This is a genomic window from Azospirillum terrae, assembly GCF_053470425.1.
The window spans coordinates 36,619-55,227 of the sequence record NZ_JBPXMR010000010.1; the positions used below are offsets into that span (position 1 = coordinate 36,619).

The 18,609-nt window shown below is 69.3% G+C and carries 19 protein-coding genes; 4 read left to right on the forward strand and 15 right to left on the reverse strand.

Annotated features, from left to right (window positions below):
* Positions 1 to 8: 8 nt before the first annotated feature.
* A complete protein-coding gene (locus tag ACSVDD_RS21985) occupies positions 9 to 1,490 on the reverse strand; it encodes an alpha-amylase family glycosyl hydrolase (RefSeq protein WP_448191537.1) in 1,482 nt (493 codons plus the stop codon).
* A gap of 19 nt (positions 1,491 to 1,509) precedes the next feature.
* The gene (locus tag ACSVDD_RS21990) at positions 1,510 to 1,932 is read right to left on the reverse strand and encodes a DUF2141 domain-containing protein (RefSeq protein ID WP_448191538.1); all 423 of its coding nucleotides are present in this window, start codon (positions 1,930 to 1,932) and stop codon (positions 1,510 to 1,512) included.
* Between the two features lie 200 nt (positions 1,933 to 2,132).
* Here ACSVDD_RS21990 and ACSVDD_RS21995 point away from each other — a divergent pair, with 200 nt between their 5' ends.
* Positions 2,133 to 4,847, forward strand: coding sequence for an MMPL family transporter (locus tag ACSVDD_RS21995; protein WP_448191539.1), 2,715 nt, complete (start codon positions 2,133 to 2,135; stop codon positions 4,845 to 4,847).
* Here the strand turns inward: ACSVDD_RS21995 and ACSVDD_RS22000 are convergent.
* Both ACSVDD_RS22000 and ACSVDD_RS22005 read right to left on the reverse strand, forming a co-directional pair.
* Entirely contained in the window at positions 4,744 to 5,850 is a 1,107-nt protein-coding gene (locus tag ACSVDD_RS22000) for a hypothetical protein (protein WP_448191540.1), read from the reverse strand. The two genes, ACSVDD_RS21995 and ACSVDD_RS22000, sit on opposite strands and share 104 nt — an antisense overlap.
* Entirely contained in the window at positions 5,847 to 6,980 is a 1,134-nt protein-coding gene (locus tag ACSVDD_RS22005) for a sulfotransferase family protein (RefSeq protein WP_448191541.1), read from the reverse strand. The genes ACSVDD_RS22000 and ACSVDD_RS22005 overlap by 4 nt, the downstream gene beginning before the upstream one ends.
* 144 nt (positions 6,981 to 7,124) lie before the next feature.
* Here ACSVDD_RS22005 and ACSVDD_RS22010 point away from each other — a divergent pair, with 144 nt between their 5' ends.
* From ACSVDD_RS22010 to ACSVDD_RS22020, 3 genes are all read left to right on the forward strand, one after another.
* Complete coding sequence (locus ACSVDD_RS22010) at positions 7,125 to 7,766, forward strand: ABC transporter substrate-binding protein (RefSeq protein WP_448191542.1); 642 nt, start codon at positions 7,125 to 7,127, stop codon at positions 7,764 to 7,766.
* A 4-nt stretch (positions 7,767 to 7,770) separates the two neighbouring features.
* Complete coding sequence (locus ACSVDD_RS22015) at positions 7,771 to 8,811, forward strand: NAD-dependent epimerase/dehydratase family protein (RefSeq protein ID WP_448191543.1); 1,041 nt, start codon at positions 7,771 to 7,773, stop codon at positions 8,809 to 8,811.
* Positions 8,812 to 8,913: 102 nt separating this feature from the next.
* A complete protein-coding gene (locus tag ACSVDD_RS22020; protein ID WP_448191544.1) occupies positions 8,914 to 9,321 on the forward strand; it encodes an EF-hand domain-containing protein in 408 nt (135 codons plus the stop codon).
* 29 nt (positions 9,322 to 9,350) lie between these two features.
* Here the strand turns inward: ACSVDD_RS22020 and ACSVDD_RS22025 are convergent, their stop codons facing one another.
* From ACSVDD_RS22025 to ACSVDD_RS22075, 11 genes are all read right to left on the reverse strand, one after another.
* On the reverse strand, positions 9,351 to 10,766 hold the full coding sequence (locus ACSVDD_RS22025; protein ID WP_448191545.1) for a S41 family peptidase: 1,416 nt from the start codon (positions 10,764 to 10,766) through the stop codon (positions 9,351 to 9,353).
* Positions 10,767 to 10,854: 88 nt separating this feature from the next.
* A complete protein-coding gene (locus ACSVDD_RS22030; RefSeq protein WP_448191546.1) occupies positions 10,855 to 11,640 on the reverse strand; it encodes a hypothetical protein in 786 nt (261 codons plus the stop codon).
* Positions 11,637 to 12,524: a DUF2092 domain-containing protein gene (locus ACSVDD_RS22035; protein ID WP_448191547.1), complete on the reverse strand. Its 888-nt coding sequence runs from the start codon at positions 12,522 to 12,524 to the stop codon at positions 11,637 to 11,639. Before ACSVDD_RS22035 ends, ACSVDD_RS22030 begins: the two co-directional genes overlap by 4 nt.
* A gap of 27 nt (positions 12,525 to 12,551) precedes the next feature.
* On the reverse strand, positions 12,552 to 13,175 hold the full coding sequence (locus ACSVDD_RS22040) for a PqiC family protein (RefSeq protein ID WP_448191548.1): 624 nt from the start codon (positions 13,173 to 13,175) through the stop codon (positions 12,552 to 12,554).
* A 5-nt stretch (positions 13,176 to 13,180) separates the two neighbouring features.
* Positions 13,181 to 14,194, reverse strand: a complete 1,014-nt coding sequence (locus ACSVDD_RS22045; protein ID WP_448191549.1) for an MlaD family protein — start codon at positions 14,192 to 14,194, stop codon at positions 13,181 to 13,183.
* Between the two features lie 29 nt (positions 14,195 to 14,223).
* On the reverse strand, positions 14,224 to 14,994 hold the full coding sequence (locus ACSVDD_RS22050) for an ABC transporter ATP-binding protein (RefSeq protein WP_448191550.1): 771 nt from the start codon (positions 14,992 to 14,994) through the stop codon (positions 14,224 to 14,226).
* A gap of 13 nt (positions 14,995 to 15,007) precedes the next feature.
* On the reverse strand, positions 15,008 to 16,051 hold the full coding sequence (locus ACSVDD_RS22055) for an MlaE family ABC transporter permease (protein ID WP_448191551.1): 1,044 nt from the start codon (positions 16,049 to 16,051) through the stop codon (positions 15,008 to 15,010).
* Positions 16,052 to 16,162: 111 nt separating this feature from the next.
* On the reverse strand, positions 16,163 to 16,933 hold the full coding sequence (gene fabI, locus ACSVDD_RS22060) for an enoyl-ACP reductase FabI (protein WP_448191552.1): 771 nt from the start codon (positions 16,931 to 16,933) through the stop codon (positions 16,163 to 16,165).
* 60 nt (positions 16,934 to 16,993) lie between these two features.
* Entirely contained in the window at positions 16,994 to 17,275 is a 282-nt protein-coding gene (locus ACSVDD_RS22065; RefSeq protein WP_448191553.1) for a YMGG-like glycine zipper-containing protein, read from the reverse strand.
* A 44-nt stretch (positions 17,276 to 17,319) separates the two neighbouring features.
* On the reverse strand, positions 17,320 to 17,724 hold the full coding sequence (locus ACSVDD_RS22070) for a Rap1a/Tai family immunity protein (RefSeq protein WP_448191554.1): 405 nt from the start codon (positions 17,722 to 17,724) through the stop codon (positions 17,320 to 17,322).
* A gap of 52 nt (positions 17,725 to 17,776) precedes the next feature.
* Entirely contained in the window at positions 17,777 to 18,385 is a 609-nt protein-coding gene (locus ACSVDD_RS22075; RefSeq protein ID WP_448191555.1) for a DUF3313 domain-containing protein, read from the reverse strand.
* Positions 18,386 to 18,609 lie beyond the last annotated feature (224 nt).

Consider the following 18,609-nt stretch of genomic DNA (forward strand, 5'->3'; position numbering starts at 1 on the left):
CGCCCCCGTCAGGACGGCGGGCGCGTCAGTTCGAACGCGTGTGTCCCCCAGGCCGGCATGTCGAGGAAGAGGCCGCGCGACGCGAGTTCCCCGCCCTCGCGCTCGTACCGCGCCGGCCCCAGCCAGTCGGTCAGGACGATCCGTCCGCCGGCCAGACCGGGGCAGCGCAGATAGCACTGCCCGCGGTCGGGCTGATAGTTCACCACGACGATCCAGGGCGTGCCGCCCTCGTTCGCCCAGAGAAAACCGACAAAGCCGTCCCAACTCCCGTTGCCCGTCCAGGCTTCCGCCGGTTCGAGACGCCGCCATGCGCCGTCATGGAACGCCGGCTGGCGCAGCACGCGCAGCAGCCGCTCATAGAAGTCGGACACCGCGGGATCGGCCGGTTCGGAGGGAGCCCGCGACAGGTGCACGGACACATGCCGGACGCGTCCCTCGAACTGGCCCTGGTGGAACAGGCGAAGGCCCGGCGTCAGGTAACTCACCACGGCCGCCGCTTGATGGACCTCCCACGGGAACGTCCCCGCGGCCCGCGGCTCGTCATGGTTTTCGAGGAAGCGGACGAGCCGGCGCTGATAGCCGGGCTCCGCCTGGAGATGATCGCGCACCAACCGGGCGCTCCGGTCGCGAAGGCGGTCGTAGAGACGCTTGTCGTAGGCGCCGTCGAACCCCTGCTGCATCAGCGTCCATTCCAGGTCCCAGTATGCCTCCGCGATGAACAGGAAATCCGGGTGCCGCTCGCGGACGCGGTTGATGGCCTCGGCCCAGAACGGCTCGGCCGCGATCCCCCAGGTCCGTTGGAAGATCTCCGGCAGGATCAGCATCGCCATGTCGCACCGCACGCCGTCGCACAGATCCGCAATGCTCAGCAATTCCTCCCGCATGGCCTCTTGTGTCGCCGGATTCCCGTAGTTCAGCTGCACCACATCGGGCCAAGCCGGAAAGTACGGATCGCGCCCATGGGCGAGGATCAGCGGGCCGCGCTCCGTCTCGACGCGCAGATAACCGTCCGGAACGCGCGCCAGATCGTCCTCAGTGCCCTGGACGAACAGCTCGGGCCGCCGCCGCACCCAGGGGTGGTCGAGCGCCATGTGGTTGGGCACGAAGTCCAGCATCAGCCGCATCCCCCGCCCCTGCATCCGCGTCCGCAGCCGCCGCAACGCCGCGTCCCCGCCCAGGTCGGGATGCACCTCGTACCCGGCGATGGCGAAGCAGGAGCCGCAGATGTCGTCTTCATCAAGGTCGGGAAGCGCTTCCTGGAATGCGCGGCGCCAGTCCGCACGGCTGCGGGAAACCTGCCGTCCCGCCTCCCCGGTCCACCAGACGCCGAGCAGCCAGATCCAGCCGAAGCCCCGTTCGGCCAGCCAGTCCAGTTCGGCGTCCGAGACGTCGTCCAGCGTCGCCGGACGGCCGAGTGCGGACCCGCGCTCGCGCAACCAGACTCGCGTGTTGAGTTCGTAGATCAGCGGACACGGAGCTTGGCCCGGCATGGGCACCTCCTCGCGATCTTCAATAGCGCAGCGTCAAGGCCGTCTCCGCCCCGCCCCCGCCCACGGTGATGGCGGCGTCGGCGAAGCTCGGTGGCGCAAATGTTACGCGGGCGTCATTTCCGAATCCATAACCCTCCGTGGGGATGCCCAGGAAATTGCGGTCGATCCGGCGGTTCCCGTTCTCGTCATGGTAGGCCCGCACCGCATAGGTTCCGGGCGCTACGCCGGCGACGACCACCAGCACCGTCCCCGGCCGGGCCGGCGCCGTGCCGCGATGGGCACAGGTGCCGCCGATGAACATGTCCGCGGTGCAGATTCCCACCACGACCTCGCCGCGGTCGTTCGCCACGCCCTGCACGCGCACCACGACGTCGGCGGCATCCGCGTGCCGGGCCATCAGGGCGCCGATCAGGGCTACGGCCAAGGCGAATGCCACGCGCATCGCACCCTCCAGAGGGAAACGGACGCCCGGCGAAGAATTGGCCCAAGCGCGAACTGGGTACCACTTCCAGCCATTCTGTTCCCGGATGCGGAATGCTATACTTCCGCATCGATTTCCGAAAGCTCGCCAAACGGCCCCCGGTTCATTTCGCTGCCTTACCCGCCTCCGCTCCGCGTTTTTCAACGACAGGAAGCGTTTCCGTGCCTCATTCCACGTTGCACCGGCTGATGGCGTTCGCGCGAGCCTTCCTGGATTCCTGGAGCGTGGCGGCGTGCCGCTGGCCCATCACCACCATCGTGGTGAACCTGCTGCTGTCCGGGCTGGCCGGCTGGTATTCGGTCGAGGCGTTGCGCATCAACACCAGCACCACGGACATGATCTCACCCGAGGTCCCCTTCCGGCGCGACGCGGAAACGTACCGGCGGGCGTTCCCCTTCACCGACGATCAGATCGTGGTGGTGGTCGATTCCCCCTCGCCGGACCAGTCCGACGCGGCGGCAAAGCGCCTGGCCGAGCGGATGCGCGAACACCCGGAGGCGCTGGCCGATGTGGAGGTCCCCTCGGCCGATCCGTATTTCCGGCGTTACGGGCTGCTGTTCCTCGACCCGCCGGCTCTCCAGGATCTCGCGACGCGCCTCGCTGGGGCGCAGGCGGCGCTGGGCACGCTGAACGAGGCCCCCAACCTGCGCGGGCTGGCGGGCATGTTCAACCTCGTCCTGGAGCACGCGGGCGAGGACTCGCCGGCCACCCTGTCGGACCTGCTGAGCCGGCTCGCCGACGCGACGGACAGCGTGGCCTCCGGCCGGCCGGAGCCGGTGTCGTGGACCGGGCTGGTCAAGCTGAACGACGACGAGCGGTTCGGCAACCGGCGCTTCGTCACCGCGCAGGCGGTGTTCGCCGACACGGCGTTCGGGCGCGGCCGGCCGGCGCTGGACGCCGTGCGCGGCGCCATCGACGCCCTGAAGACCGAGCCGGAGGGGAACGGGGTGGAGGCCCGCGTGACCGGTGCCATTGCGCTGCGCCAGACGGAGCTGGACACGGTGGCGAACACGGCGGGCATCGCCACGGTGCTGTCCTTCGTCCTGGTCACGGCGGTGCTGATCGCCGGGATGCGCTCGGCGCGGATGATCGCCGCCATGATGATCACGCTGATGATCGGCCTGACGCTGAGCGCCGGGCTGGCGGCGCTGGTGGTCGGACGGCTGAACCTGATCTCGGTGACCTGCGCGGTGATCTTCTTCGGGCTGGGCGACGATTTCGGCAGCCATCTCGGCCTGCGCTATCAGGAGGAACTGCGCCGCGGCCTGCCCACGCGTGCCGCGGTTCTGGAGGCCGCGCGCGGCGTCGGCGGGCCGCTGTCGCTCAGCACGCTGTGCGCCATCATCGGCTTCATGTCCTTCGTGCCGACCGAGTATCTGGGGCTGGCCGAGTTCGGGGTGATCTCCGCGCTCGGCATGGTGGTGGCGCTGGTCGTCAGCCTGACGCTGCTGCCGGCCCTGTTCATCCTGCTGCGCCCCGGCCCCGGCGTGGTGCGGGTGGAGCGCGAGGACCGCCGCTACGCCGCCTGGATGACCCGGCACAACGGCGCGCTGCTGACGCTCACCGGGCTGACGATGCTGGGCTCGCTCGCCGCCCTGCCGCTGGTGCGGCTGGACGTGAACCCGCTGAACCTGCAGGACCGCCGCACCGAGGCGGTGCGCACCTATCGCGAACTGGCGGAAGTGCCGCGGACCTCCCCCTACTCGGTCAACATCCTGCGGCCGGATCTGGCCGAGGCCCAGACAACGGCGGAGCGGCTGCGAGATCCTGCCCAGATCGGCGAACAGGTCGGCGAGCAGATCGGCGGGGTGCGCACCTTCGCCAGCTTCATCCCCAAGGAGCAGGACGCCAAGCTGCCCATCATCGCCGACATGGCCCTGCTGCTGGGGCCGAGCCTCATGGCACCGGCGGAGGTCCCCGCACTCTCGCCGCCCGAGCGCGCCAAGGCCGTGGCAACGCTCCGCGACGACCTTACCCGGTTCGCGGCGGGCAAGACTGGCAATCCGGAGGCCCGCACCGCAGCGCACCGCTTCGCCGAGGCGCTCGGGCGCCTTCCCTCGGGAGGGGAGGCGGCGCTCGACCGCGCGCTGACCGGCGGCATCCCGCCGCTGCTGGATCGGCTGCGCGACGGGCTGGAGGTGGAACAGCCGGTGACCGCCCGAGACGTCCCGGACTCCATCCGCCGCCGCTGGATCGCCCCGGATGGGCGCGCGCGGGTCGAGGTGCTGCCCACCCACGACATTTCCGACGGCCGCGACATGGCGCGCTTCGCCAACGCGGTGCTGGCGGTGGCGCCGCACGCCACAGGCGCCCCGGTGACGGTGACCCAGGCCGGGGGGATCGTGCTGCGCTCCTTCGCGGAGGCGACGGCGCTGACGCTCGTGCTGATGGCGCTGGTGCTGCTGGCGGTGCAGCGCAGCCTGTCCGGCATCGTGCTGATCCTGGTGCCCCTCGGCATCGCGGCGCTGTGGACCATGGCGGTGGCGGGGCTGCTGGACATCCCCTTCAACTTCGCCAACGTCATCGTCCTGCCGCTGCTGTTCGCCCTGGGCGTGGCGAGCAGCATCCACATGGTCGCGCGCGGGCAGGAGCTGGAACGCGCCGGGACGAGCGGGACGAACTACGGGATGGAGTTGCTGATCACCAGCACGCCGCTCGCCGTGCTGGTCAGCACGCTGACCACCAGCACGGCCTTCGCCACCCTTGCCATTTCCAGCCATCGGGGCCTGTCCAGCATGGGCATCCTGCTGGCCATCGCCATCCTGTTCACGATCATTTCGGCGCTGCTGGTGCTGCCCAGCCTGATGATCGGATGGCACCGCTGGGTCCATCGCCGCACACCAGCAGCCGATCGGACGTTGCCGAGCCGGCAATGAGCCCGCCACGCCAAGCCGCCGCCACGGTGGCGCCCGACAGGCGGCGCCCGTCATCCTCGGCGATCACCTCCACCCCATTCGGCCCCACCCCATTCGGCCCAAGCGCCACGATGCGGGTCGGCGCGGTCTCCCCGCCCGGCAGGCCGAAACGGTGCAGCGCCAGCGCGAACAGCGACGGATGCACCGCCGCCAGCACCCGGCCCGCCAGCACGCCGCCGGCCGCGCGGCTCAGATTGTCGGGGCCGCCGGGCACGGCGATCCGCTCCGGCACCGCCGCCCCGTCACCCGCCAGCAGGGCCGACAGCCGGTAGACGAGCACGGAATCTTCCCGCGTCGCGGCGACGAACAGGCGGTCGGCGGCCGGATCCGGCAGCAGGCCGTTGGCGAAGCCGATCCCCGTCGCCAGGACCAGCACCCGCCCCTCCCCGACGAGACCGACAAAACCGCGATGAAGGTTCAGAACATCCTCCAAGGCCCCCGCCGCCCAGCCGCAGCCGCCGTGGTCGCTGGTGAACAGGAAGCGCTCGCCGTCCAGGAACGCCACCTCGTTGGCGCGGCACAAAAGCGGGCTCTCCACCGTGTTCTGGTGGCGCAGCGCGTCGCCGGTGAGGGAGAAGCGCTCGACCACCGTGTCGCCGTTCCAGCGCCGGTTGACCGCCAGCAGCGAACGGCTTCCATCCGCTTCCACCCGCAAATCCATGCCGTGCGGCCGGAACCCGCCTTGCGGATGGAAACCGGCGCTCAGCTCGACGGCTTCGGCCCGCTCCCCGGCGAGCGCCGCCAAAGGCAGCCGGAACAGCCCGCCGCCCGCCTTCTCGGGGGCCGCACGGCGGTCGTAGGCGGAGAGCACCGCCTGCCCGAGGGCTTCGTCCACCACCAGATCCTCGATGCCGACCACCAGCCGCCCATGCGCCGTGACCGCCACCGCCCGACAGTCCGCGAAGGCCATCCCTGCCCAACCCAACAAAACCGCCAGCGCCGCCAGCGACAGGCAGCGGATCACCGGACGGCCACCGGCGAGCCCCAGCGAGCGACGAAGGGGGCCCAGTGGCGCTCCACCTGCTCCCGCCCGGCCTCGGACAGGCGGTGGTCGTTCTTGGCGTAACCGCGCACCTCGCCCAGATAGGCTTTAAAGCTCGGCTCGGCCGCCGCGTACCCCGGAAGATCGAGCGTGCGGTAGATGCGTTCCGCTTCCGCCAGCGGCTGGCGCTCGAACGTCTCGAACGCCACCTCGACGAAACGGCCGGGCGGCAGGTCGGCGGTGTCGTCCAGCAGCGCCTGCATGATCCGGGGATAATGGTCGAGAACCACCCGCTCCACGTCGATGTGGCCGTAGGGCTGGAGCGCCAGCTTGTCCAGCAGCGTGCGGTAGAAGTGCACCGTTGATACGAACACCGCCCGCGGGTCGCGGTGGATGTGGATGAAGCGTGCGTCCGGCCAGATCTCCCGCACCATGGCGACACGGGCGCTGTAGACCGGATTCTTGATCAGCAGGCGCCGCCCGCCCTGGGAGAGCGCCACCTTCTCCAGAAAATGCACGAAGCGGCGGCGCCAGCCCTGCGTCTCCACCGCCGAGCAGCCCTCGTGGTACAGGCCGCGTTGCAGGTTCTCGTCGAAACGACGGGGGAAGTAGAGCCCGTGGTAGAAGGACAGCGGCGACATGTTCGCCAGCGCGATCTCGTCCTCCTGCGGGGAGTCGGGCCGAACCGCGACGTTATCGATGTAGCGGCGCTCCGGCAGCGCGCGTTCCAGCAAGGGCCGCAGCACGGAGCCCAGGCCCATCATGTCCCATGGCAGCCCGACGGCGACCGGCGAGATGAAGCCGAACTGCGGATCGCGGCTCAGCAGATTGTAGAGGTGCGTGGTCCCGCTGCGCCAATGGCCGAGGATGAAGACAGGAGGGGGCATCGGCCCATAGCGCCGCAGCTCCCACGCCACCCACGCCCGCTCCGCCAGCGAGAACGGTGCCCGCAGCACGGCGGAGGCGAGCGCCGCGACAAGCGTCGGGGCATGGCGCGCATCCACCCCGCCGTTGCGCGCCACGACGCTCAGAAGCGTCAGGGCGTCGCAGCCGTAAAGCGGATGATTGGCGCTGGGAAGCCAGTGTTTCCAGCGGTTCGGTTCGCGCCTCATGGGGATCGTTTCCCTTTTGCTGCACGCTGGCCCGATACTACACCCGCACCCCCCTTGTTGCACCCCATGCAGATGGTTGAACTCGCCCGCCCCGATCGGCATCGTATAGCTGGGGAAGCAGGAACCGAACCCATGGAGACGCCAATGGCTGGAACCCCCATGCCGACGCGCCGCGTTGCCGTGCTGGTGCTTCTGGCGCTCACGGCGTTGCCGCTGGCCCCCCGCGCGGTATCGGCCCAGGTTCCGCCCTCGGTCGCGACGGCCCCCGTCACCCGGCTGAACCAAGCGCTGCTGGACCTGATGAAGAGCGCCGGGCGCGAGCCGACGCGCACCCGGCTCCAGCGCTTCCTTCCCGTGATGCAGGAGACCTTCGACCTGGAGGCCGCTCTGCGCGTGGTCGCGGCCCCCTATTTCGACGGCGCCGGCGAGGCGGAACGGCGACAGGCGCTGGACGCCTTCACCCGGCGCAGCGCCGCCCAGTACGTGGAGCGTTTCGACAACTACGAGGGGCAGACCATCGACCTTGTCGGAGAACGGCCGGGACCGCGCGGCACGACGCTGGTGGACACGACCCTGAAGAAGCCGGGGAAGGACCCGGTGCGTCTCACCTACGTGATGCGGCAAGTGGGGAACGGCTGGAAGATCCTCGACGTGCTCGCCAAGGGCACGATCAGTCAGGTCGCCACCCAGCGCGCTGACTTCCAGACATCGTTGCGCAGCGGCGGTCTTCAGGGCCTGACGCGCGACCTCAACGCCAATGCCGAGCAACTGCTCGGCCGGAGCTGAGGAAATGGGCCTGTCGCTCGTCACCGGCGGCAGCGGCTTCATCGGCGGGCATCTCGTCGCGGCGCTGGCGGAGCGTGGCGAGCGGGTACGGATTCTGGACATGTCCCTCCCCCGCGAACCGCCGCCCGGCGTCACAGCCCTGCAAGGCTCGGTGCTGGACCGCGAGGCGGTGACCACCGCCTGCGAAGGGGTCGAGCGGGTTTTCCACCTCGCCGCTGTGGCGCAGCTCTGGCAGCGCGACCGCTCCGTGTTCGAGCGCGTCAACCGCGGCGGCACGCAAATCATGCTGGAGGCCGCCGCCAAGGCCGACGTGCGCCGGTTCGTCCATTGTTCGAGCCAAAGCGTGCTGATCGATGGGGGAGCCATGGACAACCCTTCCGGCCCGGAGGAACAGGAGGTCCTGGCCGGTCCTTACTGCCGCTCGAAATATCTGGCGGAGAGGGACGCGCTGGCGGCAGCCGCCGGGGGAATGCCGGTCGTGGTGGTCAACCCGACGGCCCCCATCGGCCCCGGCGACCTTGCGCCGACGCCGCCCACCGCCATGCTGCGCATGTTCCTGGGCGGCGGGCCGCGCCTGATCCTGGACTGCATGCTCAATCTGGTGCACGTCCGCGACATCGCCGAAGGCATGATCCTGGCGGCGGAGCGCGGCGCGGTGGGCGAGCGCTATGTCCTTGGCGGCAGCGACGTGCGGCTGTCCGACCTCGCGGCACGCCTGGACCGGCTGGCCGGACGCCGCCCCCGGCGCCGCTGGGCCATCCCCGGCCGGCTGGCCCTGACCACCGCGATGCTGAACGAATGGATCAGCGACCACCTCACCCACCGGCCGCCATTCGCACCGGTCACCGGTGTCCGCCTGGCCCTCGCCGCCGGGGGCGTGGACAGTGCAAAGGCGATGCGCGAGCTCGGCTACCGCCCCCGTCCACTGGACGACGCCTTGGCCGATGCGGCGGCCTGGCTGATGGGCGCAGGGGCTGATGGGCAAGGGGCTGATGCGCAAGGAGGCCCCATGGGCTTCAGCCGAACAGCCGCCCCGTTACGGTAGCCCCGCACGGCATGATACTTCCGGCACGGCATCACCTGCGGCTTGATGCCCAGGGGGCTCCGTCCCCATCCCTTCATACGAAACCGGAATGGGAGGCCGCTCATGGCGGTGAGAGCGAGACTGGCGGCGCTGGCGATCCTGACCCTTGCGCTGCATGCCTTCCATCCAGCGGCGGCCGCCGAGGGCTCGCGCCAGGACAGCCGCGACAGGAAGATCTTCGATCTGCTGGACGACAACCACGACGGCGTCATCTCGATGCCGGAGTTCAAGAACAACCAGATGCTGATCTTCTACCTGCTGGACCGGAACAAGGATCAAGTCCTGGTGCAGAGCGAGACAAACCTGCCGCCCGACGTCTTCGACCGCATCGCCGGCCCCGGCGGCAAGATCAACACCATAGAGTTCCTCAACATCGTGGACGAGGCGTTCAAGCGCGCGGACACCAACCACGACAACGTCATCGACCGGAAGGAGTTCAACGCCCTGATGCGGCGTATCAGGCAACAGTGAGGGGCTGGCGCGGGACCCGCCATCAGCGTTCAGCGGCCCGCCACCCTGTCCAGCTCCCCATCCAGCCGGCGCATGCGGATGGCGGAAAGCGCGCAAGCGAGGGGGAGGTCCAGCTTCGCGCCGGGGTCCAGGCGCGCGGTGTCCGGGCAAACGTCGGCCATCGCCCGGCGCTTTGGCGGCGGCGGCCCGGCGGTGGGGTTGCAGGGGGTGCGGTCGGGCTCGATCGCCTCCCTCCCGGTCGGCGTGCCGACCTCGACGTTCGGGGTGATGCCGTAGCACTCCACGGTGGCCCCGGAGGGCCGGAAGTAATGCGCCGTGGTCAGCCGGATGCCCTCCCCTTCGGGCAGCCAGAAGATGGTCTGCACCGAGCCCTTGCCATAGCTGCGCCCGCCCACGACCAGCGCCCTGCCGTAATCCTGCAAGGCACCGGCGACGATCTCCGACGCTGAGGAGGAGAAGCCGTTGATCAACACCACCAGCGGCCCGCCGCGCAGCGGATCGGCCGCGTCATCGCTGACGACGTGCTGCGTGACCCCGTCCCGGCCGCGGGTGGACACGATCTCCGCAGCACCCAGGAACCGCCCGGCGACCTTCACCCCCTGTTCCAGCAGCCCGCCGGGGTTGTTCCGCAGGTCGAGCACGGCGCCCGCCAGCCGGCCGCCGGCCTCGCCGCGCAGGCTTTCCAGGGCCTGGGTCAGTTCCTGGGTCGTCCGCTCATTGAAGTTGGCAAGGCTGACATAGGCGATGTCGCCGCCCTCCAGCCGGGAGGTGACGGGCGCGAACCTGACGGCGGCGTGGGTCACGATCACCTGCACCGGCACCTTGCTGTTCGGCCGCAGCACCAGGAGCTTGACCGGGCGCCCGGCCTGACCGCGCATGTGCGTCGCGGCGTCGCTCAGGGTCAACCCGCGGACCTGCTTCCCGTCGATGGTGACGATCAGGTCCCCCGACCGCACCCCGGCACGGCTCGCCGGCGAGTCCCGGCTGGAGCGGAGGACACGCAGGAATCCCGTGCTGTCGTCCATCGCGACCTCGATCCCGAGACCGGTGAACTCGCCGTAGATCCGTTCGCGCAGATCGCTCACGCGCTGGGGATCGAGGTAGGCCGAATAGGGGTCGAGCCCTGCCAGCATGCTGTCGATGGCGACCCCGGTCAGCTCGTGCCGGGGCGTCGCCGGATCGCTCTCCCGCCTCTTGCTCATGCCGTCCAGAGCGCTGTTGACCAGGGCTTCCGGATCGGACGCGTCCACATGCGCGGTCAGCACCAAGCGCACCGCCCAGGCGAAAAGGAGGTAGTCGTTGTCCAGGGCCGGCGGAAGCCGGTTCGGGTGCTCCCCGTCGAAGTCGTGATGGTAACGCTCCAGCGCGGCCTGCACGTCCGAACGGTCGGCGGCGCCCCCCGTGCAGGCCGCCGGGAGAGCGCCCAAAAGCAGCAGCAGGGGCACCGCGACCCATCGTGCCTTCGGTCTCGTTCCCCGCTGCATCATGCTGCCTCCCCGCACAGGAGCCGAGGGCGCCACGGACCGGCCGGCGTCAGTAACCGGGCGGCGGGTTGACGGTGACGTAGGTGACGCTTCCGTTCACGTAGCTGCGGTTGTACCAGGTGCCGCTGCAGCCGTAGTAGCTGACCCCCGAGGCGGCCACGACGGTCGGCGAGCAGGGAAGCGTCGTCACATAGGTCGGCGAGGCGATCGCCGCCCCCGCCATGAGGCCCACGGTCGCGCCGACCGCGGCGCCCGCGAAGGCGTATCCCCAGTCGTCGTCATAGTCGTCGTAGTGGTGGTTATCCCAGTTGCCGGACATGTTCTGTGCCGCGTTGGTCCGAGCATCGGTCCGCTCGGTCTGGCCCTGCTGACGGGCCTCGGTGCGCTCGGTCTGCCCCTGCTGCCGTTGCCCTTCGCGCTCGGTGCGCTCCGCCTGACGGGACGAGCCCGCCTCGGCACGGTTGTCCGAACGGGTCTGGCGCGTCTCCGCCCGTTGCCCCGAACGCTCCGTGGCGCCAGCCTGCCGGGCTCCGGCCTGCTGCGATGCGGCCCGCTGCCCCGAGCGCTGCGTGGCGCCGGCCTGCCGGGCTCCGACACCGGCTCCCCCCGCAGACCTCTGCCCCGAGAAGCTGCCGCTCGCCGCCGCGCCGGAGCGGGAGAAACCACCGCCGCCGCCGCCGCCGGCCGGGCGGGAGACGCCGCCACCTCCCCCACGGCCACCACCACCGCCGCCTCCACGGCCGCCGCGCTGCGCAAAAGCGTCCAACACCGGTGCCGCGACCAAAATCAGGGAGGCGGCGAGCGAAAGAGAGATTCGTGTCGTACGGGACGTCATTTCGGCGCTCCTTCTGTGCTACCGGATGCACCCGAGGTTCCCTGAGATGTGTCGTTGGGCGTCTGCCCGGAGGCGGTTCGCGGGACCCTGACCAGGAAGGGGATGCGTTCGGCCCCGTCTGGCGGCCGGAAAGCGAGTTGCGCGGCCGGCACGTCGGGGTTCAGTTGCCAATCCGAAAAGTCCGCCCGGTACTGCGGCTCCCCCTCGTCGTTCTTGTAGGTGATGATGATGCGCTGCGGCAGCGGCGGATCGCTGGCGGCGACCCAGACCTGGAAGTCGATGTCCTCCGTCTGCCCCGCGAGATGGTCGCTCGGCACCGGGGTGAGCCCGTCGCGCTCCACGTAATCGAGAGCCTGGAGGCGCGCGTCCAGTTCCGCCGGCAGCGTGCTGACCAGCAGCAGCGCCAATGGCAGCCGCATCTGGAGGTCCTGGACCAGATGACGCACGGCGTCGTCCACGTTGCCTGTCTTATCGACCCGCGCGTAGACATTCTCCTTAGGGTTGAACACGGTGATCGCCTGACCGTCGAACGTCACCTGGGTGACCTTGCCGTCGCTCTCCTGGGAGTCCACGCGCAGCGCGTCAGGGCGGCTGAGCGTGACGGTGCGCCGTTCGCCGAACTCGATCTTCTGGCCGTCGTCCTGCACCACGTCGTAGGTGCTACGGATGGTCACGCTGAAGCCGCGCGCCTTCGCCAGCGTCTCGGCCATGCGGTTCAGCGTGTCCCGCGCCGCCGCATCGATGGACAAGTCGTCCTGCGCCTCCTGCCCCGCAGCCTGCGGAGGGGTGGCGGAAGGGTTGGCAGGAGGATCGGCGGCCAGCGCCGGCCCAAGCGTCAGAGTGATGCATAGGGCCGGCCATGCCAGCCATCTGAGGCTCTTCATCGATGTCTCCTCGCAATCGGAATGGTGTCAGGAATTCACCCGCCGGCCTCCTTTTTGCGGAAGGGTCGCGAAGCCGCGCGCGATGTCGCGGCTGAGCGCGGTCAGGTTCTCGTTCATCGCCGCCACCAGCGAGGCGTAGCCGTCGTCCGGCACGCGGGTGGCCATGCGGGTCTGGTCGCGGACCAGGGTCTTCCTGGTCGTGCCGTCCAGGATTGCCCAATGGGCGTCGAGGACGCTTTGCCCCGCGGCGGTCCGCTGGAAGCGGTCGAACTCGACGATCACCTCGTAGTCGGGCCGGTCGCCGTTGCGCGTCGGCATGACGTGGACGCGGTCCGTCGCCAGCAGGATGGAAAGGTTTTCCGCCAACACGCGCGTGACGTTGGTCGGCAGCCGCTCCGCCCAGCGATCGTCGCGGTTGGCGTGCAGTTCATTGGTGCTGGCGTAGGAGACGATCTCCGATCGGTCGAGGTATTCCGGCAGCGTCACGAGCGGCACGCCGACCGACCGGTCCCAATCCTTCGTCACCGCGCCCTCTGCCGCCATCGGCGCCAGAACATAGAGCCGCGGCTGAGTGCCGGCGCAGCCGGCCAGCGCAATCGCAGCCATCAGGCCCGACAGGAGGCACCGGCGGATGAAGGCGAATGCGGGCATCGCGGTCACCGTCCGGTTATCAGGATGTTCGGGCTGCGGTCGAGCTGGTCGGCGAAAGAGCGCAAGGACTTCGACGCCACGGACAAGTTGGCGAGGGTCTGTTCCAGGTTGCCGCGCAAGGGCGAACGCGGGTCCAGCGCGGCATCGACCGTCCGCAGCGTGGTGTCCGCCTGCCGGAACGCCTTCTCCGCCGCCGCCGCCGTCCCCTGCACGCGGGCACTGAGCGGCTTCACCTCGCCATCCACCTTGCCGAGGACGCCGCGCAGATCGGCGGCGACCCCCTTCAGCTCCTCCTGCGCCGTGGCGACAGCCTCCCCGGCTTCCTTCGCGGTGCGTCCGATGTCCCCCAGCAGCGGGCCGGATTGCTGGTTCACCGTCGCCATGAGGCCGTCGAACTGCTGCAAGCCGCCGGCCAGCGCGACCACGGCCTCCTTCCACCCCGGTTCGGCCAGCAGTTCGTCCACACGCGTCAGCACCTGCGACAGGGAAGCGGCGATCTGTTCCAGCGGCAGGTTGCTCAGCGTCGATTTGAACGTCTCCAGGTCCGACTGCACCGATGGGATCTCGATCGTCGCGCCCGGCAGCCCTCCGACCATGGTCGCCGGGGTGTCCGGGTAGTAGTTCAGCTCGACCGCCAGCAGGCCGGTCACCAGGCTCTGCGACACCAGCTTGGCGCGCAGCCCTTTGTCGATCAGCCGATGAAACTCATCGGGAGCCGGCGCGTGGGTGCTCCATTCGACCGAGCCGGGGATGAACTCGAACACCACCGGCATGCGCGCCGTGAGTGTGCTGGAGTCCACCTCCAGGCGGATCGACTTCACCTCGCCCACCCGCACGCCGCGGTAGGTCACAGGCGCCCCCGTCTCCAGCCCGGCGACCGAGCCCTGGAAATAGGTGCCGGCACGCTGACGCTTGGCGAAGATGTTGCCGCCGCCGAACAAGGCGACGGCGGCGATCACCAGAACCACGGCTCCGACGACGAAGCCGCCGACCACCTTTGGATTGGCTTTCGCGGCCATAGGCGTTCTCCTCTCCTGCCGGCGGTTCGTCAGGCGTGTGCCGGCGCCGCTTCGCCGCGGCGCAGGAACTCCCGCACTTTCGGGCTTTCCGCCTCGTCGAGCAGGACTTTCGGGTTTCCGTGCGCGATGGCCGTCCGGCTGTCCGCGTCGAGGAAGACGGCGTTGTCGGCGATGGCGAAAATGCTGGCGAGCTCGTGGGTGACGATGACCACCGTGCTGCCGAGGTTGTCCCGCAGTTCGAGGATCAGGTCGTCCAGGCGGTGCGAACTGAGCGGGTCGAGCCCGGCGGACGGCTCGTCCAGGAACAGGATGTCGGGGTCGAGCGCCATGGCGCGCGCCAGCCCGGCACGCTTGCGCATGCCGCCGCTGATCTCCGAGGGATAGTACTCCTCGAAGCCGCGCAGACCGACCAGCGCCAGCTTCAGCGACACCATCTCCGCCACCTCGCGGGCGTCGAGCGCGGTGTAGAGCGTCAGCGGCAGCGCCACGTTCTCGGCCAGGGTCATGGAACTCCACAGCGCACCGCTTTGGAACAGCACGCCGAAGCGCCGGCTGATCGCCATCTGCCGGTCGGTGCCGCCGCCCCAGAAGCTCTCGCCGTCGTAGAACACGTCGCCGCGCGCCGGCCGGATCAGGCCGATCATGTGCTTGAGCATGGTGCTCTTGCCGCAGCCGCTGTCGCCCATGATGACGAAGATCTCGCCGCGGCGGATGCTGAAGCCGACGTTCCTCTGCACCACATAGGTGCCGAACGCCATGTCCAGGTTCCGCACCTCGATCCTGAAAGCGGCCGATTCCATGCGCGTCCCTCCCCTACAGCCCGACGACGTTGAGAAGGACGGCCACGACGGCATCGCTGATGATGATGTAGACGAGCGCGGTGACGACGGCGGACGTCGCGGCGTTGCCGACCGCCGCCGCGCTGCGTCCCGACTGGATGCCGCGCATGCAGCCGGCCACCGCGACCAGCGCGCCGAACAGCACGCTCTTGCCCCAGCCGATGAAGAAGTCGCTGAAGGCGAAGCTGGCGCGCGTCTGCTCCAGGTAGACGGTGCCGGTGAGGTCGAGCATGCCGATGCCGACCAGAAAGCCGCCGATCATGCCGGCGAACGCCGAATAGAGGTACAGCAGCGGCATCATCAGCATCAGCGCCAGCATGCGCGGCAGCACCAGGAAATCGATGGGCGAGATGCCGAGCGTGGCCAGCGCGTCGATCTCCTCGTTGGCCTGCATGGTGCCGAGCTGAGCCGCGAAGGCCGCGCCGGTGCGCCCGGCCAGCACGATGGCGGTCATGATCGCCGCCATCTCGCGCGTCATCGCCACGGTGACGAGGTTCGCCACATAGATCTCCGCCCCGAAGGTGCGCAGTTGCACGGCGCCCACGAAGGCGAGGATCAGCCCGACCAGCAGCGAGATGACGGAGGCGATGGCCAGCGCCTCCGCCCCGCACTCCTGCACCGTCAGCAGCAGGTCGGAGCCGCGGAAGCGCGCCCGCCGCGTCAGCAGCCGGCCGAAGGACAGCGTCGCCTCACCCAGGAAGGCGAGCGTGTCCTGCGCGCCCTTCCAGCTGCGCAGCGCCCCCTCCCCCACGGCTTCGAGCAGGGATTCCCGCTTTGTGGCGCCCCGCGTCCCGGTCTTTTCCGGCACGGCCAGCGCCAGATCCACCAGCCGCCGGACACCGGCCGGCAGGCCGTTCTTGTCGAAGGCGATCGTCCGCGACCGGCACACGGCCTCCAGACCGGCGATGTAGGAAACCAGCGAGGAATCCCACTGTCCCAGGTCCGCCGCCTGCACCGTCACCCGGCCGGGCGCCGGCTCGCCGGCCACATGCCTGACCGCCTCTTCGACGGATGGCATGCCGTGCTGCACGGCCCAATCACCCGCGCAGTAAACCCCCAGGGTTTGGCCGTCGATCCTTTCGAGACGCACGCGCTCAGGCATGGCGCACCCCATGATTCCGTCCGCGTCTCAATCGATCACGTGGTATCCGCCGTCGATGTAGACGACGAGGCCGGTGAGTTGCCGCGCGGCATCGCTGGCGAGAAAGGCCGCGGTCGGCCCGATGTCGTCGATGGTGACGAGCTGGTGCGTCGGCGCCCGCTCCGCGGCCCGCTCCAGCAGCTCGTCGAAGCGATTGATGCCGGAGGCCGCGCGCGTCGCCAGCGCACCGGGAGACAGCACGTTGACGCGGATCTTCCGGCTCCCCAACTCCGCCGCGAGATAGCGGGAAGAGCTTTCCAGCGCGGCCTTGACCGGTCCCATCATGTTGTACTGCTCGACGACCTGTTCGGAGCCGTAGAAGCTCACGGTCATCAGGCTGCCCCCGTTGGGCATCAGCGGTTCGGCCAGCTTCGCCATGCGGATGAAAGAATGGCACGACACCTCCATGGCGAGCGAGAACCCCTCCATCGAGCAGTCGACCACACGGGCGTGCAGGTCCTCGCGCGGCGCGAAGGCGATGGAGTGCAGCAGGAAATCCAGCCGCCCCCAGCGCTCGCGGATGGCATCGAACACCGCTTCCAGTTCGCCCTTGCGGCGGACGTCGCAGGGCAGCACGAGGCCGGCGCCGAGCTGTTCGGCGAGAGGGCGGACGTGCGGCTCCGCCTTCTCGTTCAGGTAGGTAACCGCCAGATCGGCGCCGAGTTCGCGGAACGCCTTGGCACAGCCGTAGGCGATGCTCTGGTCGTTGGCGATCCCCGTCACGAGACCGCATTTCCCCTCAAGCGTGATCAACGTCATGACTGTAAGCTCCCCTATCGCGGACTCCTGTCGCGGGCAGAGCCGGGCCGGCTGTGGCCGTCAGCTCCCCTTCCGCGTCTGCGCACCTTCCTGCTTGCCGCGCTGGTAGGCCGATTCCTCGGTTTTCTTGTGATGGTCGTAGATCAGTCCGCCGGCCAGGCCAGCCCCGGCCCCGATGGCGGCGCCCATGCCGGCGTTGCCGGCCATGGCCCCGATGAGGGCGCCGCCGGCGGCACCACCGGCCGTGCCGGTGAGTGCGCGCTGCTGCGTCGCCGTCATGTCGCTGCACGCGGCGAGCGGAAGGGCTACGGCCGTGATACGGATGAAGTTCTTGGCATTCATGGCTGCACCACTCTTGCTGGCGTTGGACCGGGCGAGGACGGGCGTCAGGCGCGACAAGGGAAGCGCTGCGCCAGGTAGCGGAACATTCCCTCGACCGGCGGCGTGCTCAGCTGTTGGGGATTCTGGTTCGCCCAGACGACGAAGTCGGCAATCAGCTGGTTGCGCGTGGGCGTCGGGTTGGGCGGACAGAACAAGGGCTTCTTGTCGCCCTCGGCCGCCGTGATGATCTGGTGGTACTGATAAGCCCCGACGGCGAAGCCGTGGCAGAAGTGCAGCGCGGCGACGCCGGTGGTGTCCGTCGGCTTGGCCTCGCACAGGCGCACGAGGTCGCCGGTGGTCTTGACCTGGAAGTTGTTTTCCGTCGGGGCGGGCACGGACTGCGCGCCGGCGGATGCGGCATTCATGACGACCAGGGCGGTCGCGATGACGAGTGCGATGCGGGTTTGCATGATCTTCCCCGGAGTTGTCCTGGACGCGTTCAGAAATTGCCGACAGGCGCTGTCAGTGTTCGGTGGGCATGCGATGCAAGGGGAGCGCCTTGCCTTGCGCGACATCGACCGCGGTCCGCAGGTCCCGCGCCGCCTGCCGCACACCGCTGCGCGCGGTGTCCATGGCGGTCAGCGTCGCCTCGGTATCGAAGACGGCCGGCGTGTAGCGGCGAACGGCCGCCGCCAGCAGCTTGGAGGTCTGGGCGTCGTAGATCTCGGTGGCGACGACCAGCGAACCGGTGAAGGCACCGCTTCCCCCGGACGCCCCCTGAACGGCGCTGGACACCGCTCCGATGGGCAGGATCCGCGAGGATGTGGCGGGGGCGGGAGCCCCTTCCTCGACGCTGACGAGCTTCATGACGATGCGCGCGGTGCCGGGAGCGGTGCGCGTCGTGACCGTGTAGGACGATCCCAGCGCGCGCCGGGATTCGTCCGTCAGCATGCTTGCGAGGTCATTGAGCTGGGAAGCGTTCAAGCCGGCGAAACTGGCCTCGGGGCCTTGATAGATGGAGACCGGCTCGACGATGAAGTGCGTGTATTTCTTGAAGTCGACGTTCTGAACCTTGTACAGCCATGCCCCCGGCCGATCCGGGTCCTGGCGCATGGACGTCGCCGATGCCATGTCTGCGGGCCGCTGTGTCATTTCGGAAGGAGTTGAGCACCCCACCAGGCCGGCGACGCTCAGAGTTCCAATCAGAGCTCCGAAGCATTGTGTGAAGGGCTTCATGGCCGTATCCTTGGAAGTGGAAGTCGGTTCCAAGTACCATTCAGCACCACCACACGACCGGATCATAAGTAGCAATCGTCAGGATGGGCCCGTGCTACGGTAACGCGGCTCGGTTCCAT

Coding starts and splice junctions, on each gene's coding strand:
- ACSVDD_RS21985 (WP_448191537.1), bottom strand. CDS start 1,490: ATGCCGGGCCAAGCTCCGTGTCCGCTGATCTACGAACTCAACACGCGA.
- ACSVDD_RS21990 (WP_448191538.1), bottom strand. CDS start 1,932: ATGCGCGTGGCATTCGCCTTGGCCGTAGCCCTGATCGGCGCCCTGATG.
- ACSVDD_RS22005 (WP_448191541.1), bottom strand. CDS start 6,980: ATGAGGCGCGAACCGAACCGCTGGAAACACTGGCTTCCCAGCGCCAAT.
- ACSVDD_RS22010 (WP_448191542.1), top strand. CDS start 7,125: ATGGCTGGAACCCCCATGCCGACGCGCCGCGTTGCCGTGCTGGTGCTT.
- ACSVDD_RS22015 (WP_448191543.1), top strand. CDS start 7,771: ATGGGCCTGTCGCTCGTCACCGGCGGCAGCGGCTTCATCGGCGGGCAT.
- ACSVDD_RS22020 (WP_448191544.1), top strand. CDS start 8,914: ATGGCGGTGAGAGCGAGACTGGCGGCGCTGGCGATCCTGACCCTTGCG.
- ACSVDD_RS22030 (WP_448191546.1), bottom strand. CDS start 11,640: ATGACGTCCCGTACGACACGAATCTCTCTTTCGCTCGCCGCCTCCCTG.
- ACSVDD_RS22035 (WP_448191547.1), bottom strand. CDS start 12,524: ATGAAGAGCCTCAGATGGCTGGCATGGCCGGCCCTATGCATCACTCTG.
- ACSVDD_RS22040 (WP_448191548.1), bottom strand. CDS start 13,175: ATGCCCGCATTCGCCTTCATCCGCCGGTGCCTCCTGTCGGGCCTGATG.
- ACSVDD_RS22045 (WP_448191549.1), bottom strand. CDS start 14,194: ATGGCCGCGAAAGCCAATCCAAAGGTGGTCGGCGGCTTCGTCGTCGGA.
- ACSVDD_RS22050 (WP_448191550.1), bottom strand. CDS start 14,994: ATGGAATCGGCCGCTTTCAGGATCGAGGTGCGGAACCTGGACATGGCG.
- ACSVDD_RS22055 (WP_448191551.1), bottom strand. CDS start 16,051: ATGCCATCCGTCGAAGAGGCGGTCAGGCATGTGGCCGGCGAGCCGGCG.
- fabI (WP_448191552.1), bottom strand. CDS start 16,933: ATGACGTTGATCACGCTTGAGGGGAAATGCGGTCTCGTGACGGGGATC.
- ACSVDD_RS22065 (WP_448191553.1), bottom strand. CDS start 17,275: ATGAATGCCAAGAACTTCATCCGTATCACGGCCGTAGCCCTTCCGCTC.
- ACSVDD_RS22070 (WP_448191554.1), bottom strand. CDS start 17,724: ATGCAAACCCGCATCGCACTCGTCATCGCGACCGCCCTGGTCGTCATG.
- ACSVDD_RS22075 (WP_448191555.1), bottom strand. CDS start 18,385: ATGGCATCGGCGACGTCCATGCGCCAGGACCCGGATCGGCCGGGGGCA.